Genomic DNA, 5,276 nt, shown 5'->3' with positions numbered 1-5,276 from the left:
GGGGCCGCGCGCACGCGGCCCCGACCTCGCTCAGCAGCCGAGGTCGTAGATGTAGACCGAGCTCCAGATCCTGATCCACTCACCGGGCGAGTGCCAGCCCAGGTAGAACACCGAGCAGGTGGTCGACCGGAAGCAGTCGGTGTCCTTGAAGTACTCGGGCGACTGGTTGGAGTTGCGGCCGGAGGCCACCGTCTTGCGCGGGTGGGTGGAGCTGTCCGGCCAGAGCGAGCACGAGGTGTGGCTGCTCGAATCCCTGGCGGCTTCCAGCGACCTGTTGGTGCGGTTGTTCACGATCCCGCACGGGTCGAGCACCCCGCCGCAGTTCGCGCCGAACGGCTCGACGGCGGAGTCGGCCCCTGCCGAGGTGTCGACGGGGACCACAACGATCCCACCCCTCGGCGGGGCGTCACCCGCTGCAGCCACCCCTGCCGCGGCCACGCCCGACGCCGCCATGCCGGATGGCACGAACCCCACCAGCGCCACCAGGACGGCGACTACGATCGCCATGCTGCGGAACACACGTCTGCTCATGCGAATCCCCCTCGGACCACCGGTCGCCCCCCTGGCGAACCCGGTCGGACCGACAGTGCGCCGCTCGGCCACGACGGGTGTCGGAGTCTGGGAAGCCACCCGCCGATGGACGAGCGGTGGGCTGCTCTCGATGGGGCACGCCTGTTCAGGCGCGCCGCTGGCCTCCCGCGTCCACGCGGCGCAGGCTGCGGCGACCGCGCACGGCCAGCAGCGGCTTGAGCAGCAGCCACTCGCCGACCCGCTGGTCGCGCGCCCGCACCAGCCGCGCCGCCAGGTGCGGGTGCTGGCGCCACAGGTACTCGCGGGCCTTCTCGGCGTGGAACGGGTTCGACACGACCTTGATCCGGGCGAAGCCCTCCAGCAGCGGCCCGACCTCGCGCACGTTCTCCCAGGTCGTGCGGCTGCGCGGCTCCCGCAGCAGCGGGCCCCGGTAGCCGAGGGCCCTGGCGTGCCCGGCCAGCAGGTCCGCCTCCGGGCGCGCGCCGCCCACCGGGCCCCCGCACACCACCAGCACCGACCCCGCGCCGTCCAGCGAGCGCAGTCCCGCGCGCACCCGCCACCGGTTCACCGCGTTGGGCCGCTCGCCCGCGTTCCGGTAGCCGAGCACCACCACCGCCGTGCCCGAACCCCCGCCGTCCACCCCGGCGCCGAGCCTGCGGCGGGACGCGCGCCAGTGCTCCACCTCGCCCCACACCAGCGCCCCGACCAGCGCGAACCCGACCTCGGCCCCGATCTTCCGCAGCACCACCGCGCCAACCTAGCGGCCCCCGCGACACCGGGGGCGCCCCAGGTGCGATCACCGAAAACCACCTGCGCCGACCAGTCCCCATAGGACACACTCCCCCGCGTGCTGCTGACGTTGACCACCACCCGCGCGCCCGCGACCGACCTCGGGTTCCTGCTGCACAAGCACCCCGACCGCGCGCAGACCTTCACCACCTCCTCCGGCCCCGCCCACGTCTTCTACCCTCGAGCGGACGAGCGGGCCTGCACGGTCGCGCTGCTGCTGGAGGTCGACCCCGTCGGCCTGGTGCGCGGTCACGGCAGCACGCTCACCCAGTACGTCAACGACCGCCCCTACACCTCCGGCTCGCTGATGGCCGTCGCCCTCGGGTCGGTGTTCCGCACCGCCATGAACGGCCGCTGCGAGGCCCGCCCCGAGCTGGCCGCCGAACCGCTGCCGCTGCGCGTGGAGCTGCCCGCCGTGCCGCACCGGCTGGTCGAGCGGCTGTTCACGCCGCTGGGCTGGTGGGTCGACGCCGAGGTGCTGCCGCTGGGCGGGGACCTCGGCGACTCCCGCTACGCGCGCGTCGTGCTGACCGGCGAGCTGCTGCTGTCCCAGGCGCTGCGCCACCTGTACGTGCTGCTGCCCGTCCTGGACGGCGACAAGCACTACCACGTCGACCAGGACGAGGCCGCCAAGCTGCTGCGCGCCGGCGAGGGCTGGTTGCCCGAGCACCCCGACCGGGAGCTGATCACCCGCCGCTACCTGCTGAACCGCAGGACCCTGGTGCAGGAGGTGCTGTCCTCGCTCTCCAGCCTGGCCGAGGCCGAGGAGGTCGAGCCGGAGGAGCTGGACAACGCCCTCGCCCCGCCCCGGATCTCCCTCGCAGGCCTGCGCCGCGAGACCGTGATCTCCGTGCTGCGGGAGGCGGGCGCGCGCAGCGTCGTCGACCTGGGCTGCGGCAGCGGCGCGCTGCTGCGCCCGCTGATCGCCGAACCGCAGTTCACCCGCGTGCTCGGCGTCGACGTCTCCGCGCACGCCCTGCGCGTGGCCGCCCGCAAGCTGCGCCTGGACGGCATGGGCGAGCGCCAGCGCGCCCGCGTCGAGCTGCGCCAGGGCGCGCTGACCTACGTCGACCGGGGCCTGACCGGGTTCGACGCGGCCGTGCTCATGGAGGTCGTCGAGCACGTCGACCCGGAGCGGCTGCCCGCGCTGGAGCACGCCGTGTTCGCCTGCGCCCGCCCCGGCCTGGTGCTGGTGACCACGCCGAACGTCGAGTCCAACCCGCTGTTCGAGACCCTGCCCGCCGGGTCGCTGCGGCACGCCGACCACCGGTTCGAGTGGACCCGCGCGCAGTTCCGCGAGTGGGCCGAGGGCGTGGCGGCGCGCACCGGCTACACCACCCGCTACCTGCCGATCGGCGACGAGGACCCCGAGCGCGGCGCGCCCACCCAGGCCGCCGTCTTCACCCTGGAGAGGACCGAGGACTGATGGAGCTGACGATCCCCCAGCCGAGCCTGGTCGTGCTCGTCGGGGCCTCCGGCTCCGGCAAGTCCACGTTCGCGCTCAAGCACTTCCAGCGCACCCAGGTGCTCTCCAGCGACTTCTTCCGGGGCATGGTCGCCGACGACGAGAACGACCAGTCCGCGTCCGGCGCGGCGTTCGACTCGCTCTACTACGTCGCGGGCAAGCGCCTGGCCGCGGGCCGCACCACGGTCGTGGACGCCACGAACGTGCAGCCCGCCGACCGGGCGCGGCTGATCGCGGTCGCCAAGGAGCACGACGTGCTGCCCGTCGCGATCGTGCTCGACACCCCCGACTCGGTGTGCCTGGCCCGCAACGCCACCCGCCCCGACCGGGACTTCGGCGACCACGTCGTGCGCCGCCAGCGCACCGCCCTGCGCAAGTCGGTCAACCGGCTCGGCCGCGAGGGCTTCCGCCGGGTGCACGTGCTGCGCACCCAGCAGGACGTGGACGAGGCCGTGATCGTCCCGGAGCGGCTGCTCAACGACCTGCGGCACGAGCGCGGCCCGTTCGACGTGATCGGCGACGTGCACGGCTGCCGCGCCGAGCTGGAGGAGTTGCTGGTCGCCCTCGGCTACGAGCTGGTGCGCGACGGGCGGGGCCGCCCGGTGGACGCGCTGCCGCCCGAGGGCAGGCGCGCGGTGTTCGTCGGCGACCTGGTCGACCGGGGACCGGACACGCCGGGCGTGCTGCGCCTGGTCATGGGCATGGTCGAGGCCGGGCACGCGTTCTGCGTGTGCGGCAACCACGAGCAGAAGCTGGTGCGCGCCCTGCGCGGGCACAAGGTCAAGGTCGCGCACGGCCTGGCCGAGTCGCTGGAGCAGCTCGGCGAGCAGGACGAGGAGTTCCGCAAGGCCGCCACCCGGTTCTGCGACGGGCTCGTCGCCCACTACGTGCTCGACGGCGGCGACCTGGTCGTGGCGCACGCCGGCCTGCCCGAGCACTACCACGGCCGCGCGTCCGGCCGGGTGCGCTCGTTCGCGCTGTACGGTGACACCACCGGCGAGACCGACGAGTACGGCCTGCCGGTGCGCTACCCGTGGGCCAACGACTACCGGGGCAAGGCGACCGTGCTCTACGGGCACACGCCCACCCCGAGGGCCGAGTGGGTCAACAACACGATGTGCCTGGACACCGGCGTGGTGTTCGGCGGCGAGCTGACCGCGCTGCGCTACCCCGAGCGCGAGGTCGTGGCCGTGCCCGCCCACCGGGTCTGGTACGAGCCGGTCCGGCCGCTCAAGCCCGTCGCGCCGGAGCGGGAGGCGGGGGCGCTGGACCTGGACGACGTGACCGGCAAGCGCGGCGTCGAGACCGCCCACCGGGGGCGGATCTCGGTGCGCGCCGACCAGGCCGCGGCGGCGCTGGAGGTGATGAGCCGGTTCGCGGTCGCCCCGCAGCGGCTGCTGTACCTGCCGCCGACCATGTCGCCGGTGGCGACCTCGAAGCGCGAGGGCCTGCTGGAGCACCCGGACGAGGCGTTCGCCGAGTACCGGGGCTGGGGCGTGCGGCAGGTCGTGTGCGAGGAGAAGCACATGGGGTCGCGGGCCGTGGTGCTGGTGCGCCGCGACGTCGGGAACACCGGCGACCTGGGCGTCGTGCACACCCGCACCGGCAGGCCGTTCTTCGACGGCGACCTGGAGCGGCGGGTGCTGGAGCGGGTGCGCGACGCGGTGGCGGCCGCCGGGCTGTGGGCGGAGCTGGACACCGACTGGCTGCTGCTGGACTGCGAGCTGATGCCGTGGAACGCCAAGGCGGGCGGGCTCATCCGGCAGCAGTACGCGTCGGTGGGCGCAGCGGCGTCCGGGTCGCTGGGCGTGGCCACGTCCGCGTTGGAGGCCGCCGCCGGGCGCGGGGTCGACGTGGGGGCGCTGCTGGAGCGCACCCGGTCGCGGCGCGCCAACGCCGAGGGCTACCGCAGGGCGTGGAGCCGCTACTGCTGGCCCACCGAGGACCTGGCCGGGCTGAGGCTGGCCCCGTTCCAGGTGCTGGCGGCGCGCGGGCGCACCTTCCACGACCGGGACCACCTGTGGCACCTGGGCGTGCTGGCGCGGCTGGAGGGCGAGCTGTTCCACCGCACCGCGCACCTGGTCGTCGACACCGGCGACGAGGAGCAGGTCGCGGCGGGCGTGCGCTGGTGGGAGTCGATCACCGCGGTCGGCGGCGAGGGCATGGTCGTCAAGCCGCTGGCCAACCTCGTGGTCGGCGAGCGCGGGCCGGTGCAGCCTGGGGTGAAGGTGCGCGGGCGCGAGTACCTGCGGATCATCTACGGCCCCGACTACACCGAACCGGCGAACCTGGAGCGGCTGCGCAAGCGCGGGCTCGGGCTCAAGCGGGCGCTCGCGGTCATGGAGTACTCGCTGGGGCTGGAGGCGCTGGAGCGGGTGGCGCGCGAGGAGCCGCTGTGGCGGGTGCACGAGTGCGTGTTCGCCGTGCTGGCCATGGAGTCGGAGCCGGTCGACCCGAGGCTGTGACCGGGGTGCGGCGGTCCGGTGGAATC

The 5,276-nt window shown here is 74.3% G+C and carries 4 protein-coding genes; 2 read left to right on the top strand and 2 right to left on the bottom strand.

Annotated features, from left to right (window positions below; all coding sequences use genetic code 11):
- Positions 1-30: 30 nt before the first annotated feature.
- Together ACTUAL_RS17125 and ACTUAL_RS17120 are read right to left on the bottom strand one after the other, a co-directional pair.
- Entirely contained in the window at positions 31-531 is a 501-nt protein-coding gene (locus ACTUAL_RS17125) for a hypothetical protein (protein WP_157767708.1), read from the bottom strand.
- Between the two features lie 145 nt (positions 532-676).
- Entirely contained in the window at positions 677-1,279 is a 603-nt protein-coding gene (locus tag ACTUAL_RS17120) for a YdcF family protein (RefSeq protein ID WP_440900973.1), read from the bottom strand.
- A 99-nt stretch (positions 1,280-1,378) separates the two neighbouring features.
- Here ACTUAL_RS17120 and ACTUAL_RS17115 point away from each other — a divergent pair, with 99 nt between their 5' ends.
- Entirely contained in the window at positions 1,379-2,746 is a 1,368-nt protein-coding gene (locus tag ACTUAL_RS17115) for a 3' terminal RNA ribose 2'-O-methyltransferase Hen1 (RefSeq protein WP_440900972.1), read from the top strand.
- Entirely contained in the window at positions 2,746-5,250 is a 2,505-nt protein-coding gene (locus tag ACTUAL_RS17110) for a polynucleotide kinase-phosphatase (RefSeq protein WP_440900971.1), read from the top strand. Before ACTUAL_RS17115 ends, ACTUAL_RS17110 begins: the two co-directional genes overlap by 1 nt.
- The last annotated feature ends 26 nt before the right edge of the window (positions 5,251-5,276 follow it).

Source organism: Actinosynnema sp., assembly GCF_052038725.1.
This window is presented reverse-complemented; position numbering and strand designations above follow the sequence as displayed.

What these genes read in the sequence shown, in the direction of transcription:
- ACTUAL_RS17125 (WP_157767708.1), bottom strand. Translation starts at nt 531, where the DNA reads ATGAGCAGACGTGTGTTCCGCAGCATGGCGATCGTAGTCGCCGTCCTG.
- ACTUAL_RS17110 (WP_440900971.1), top strand. Translation starts at nt 2,746, where the DNA reads ATGGAGCTGACGATCCCCCAGCCGAGCCTGGTCGTGCTCGTCGGGGCC.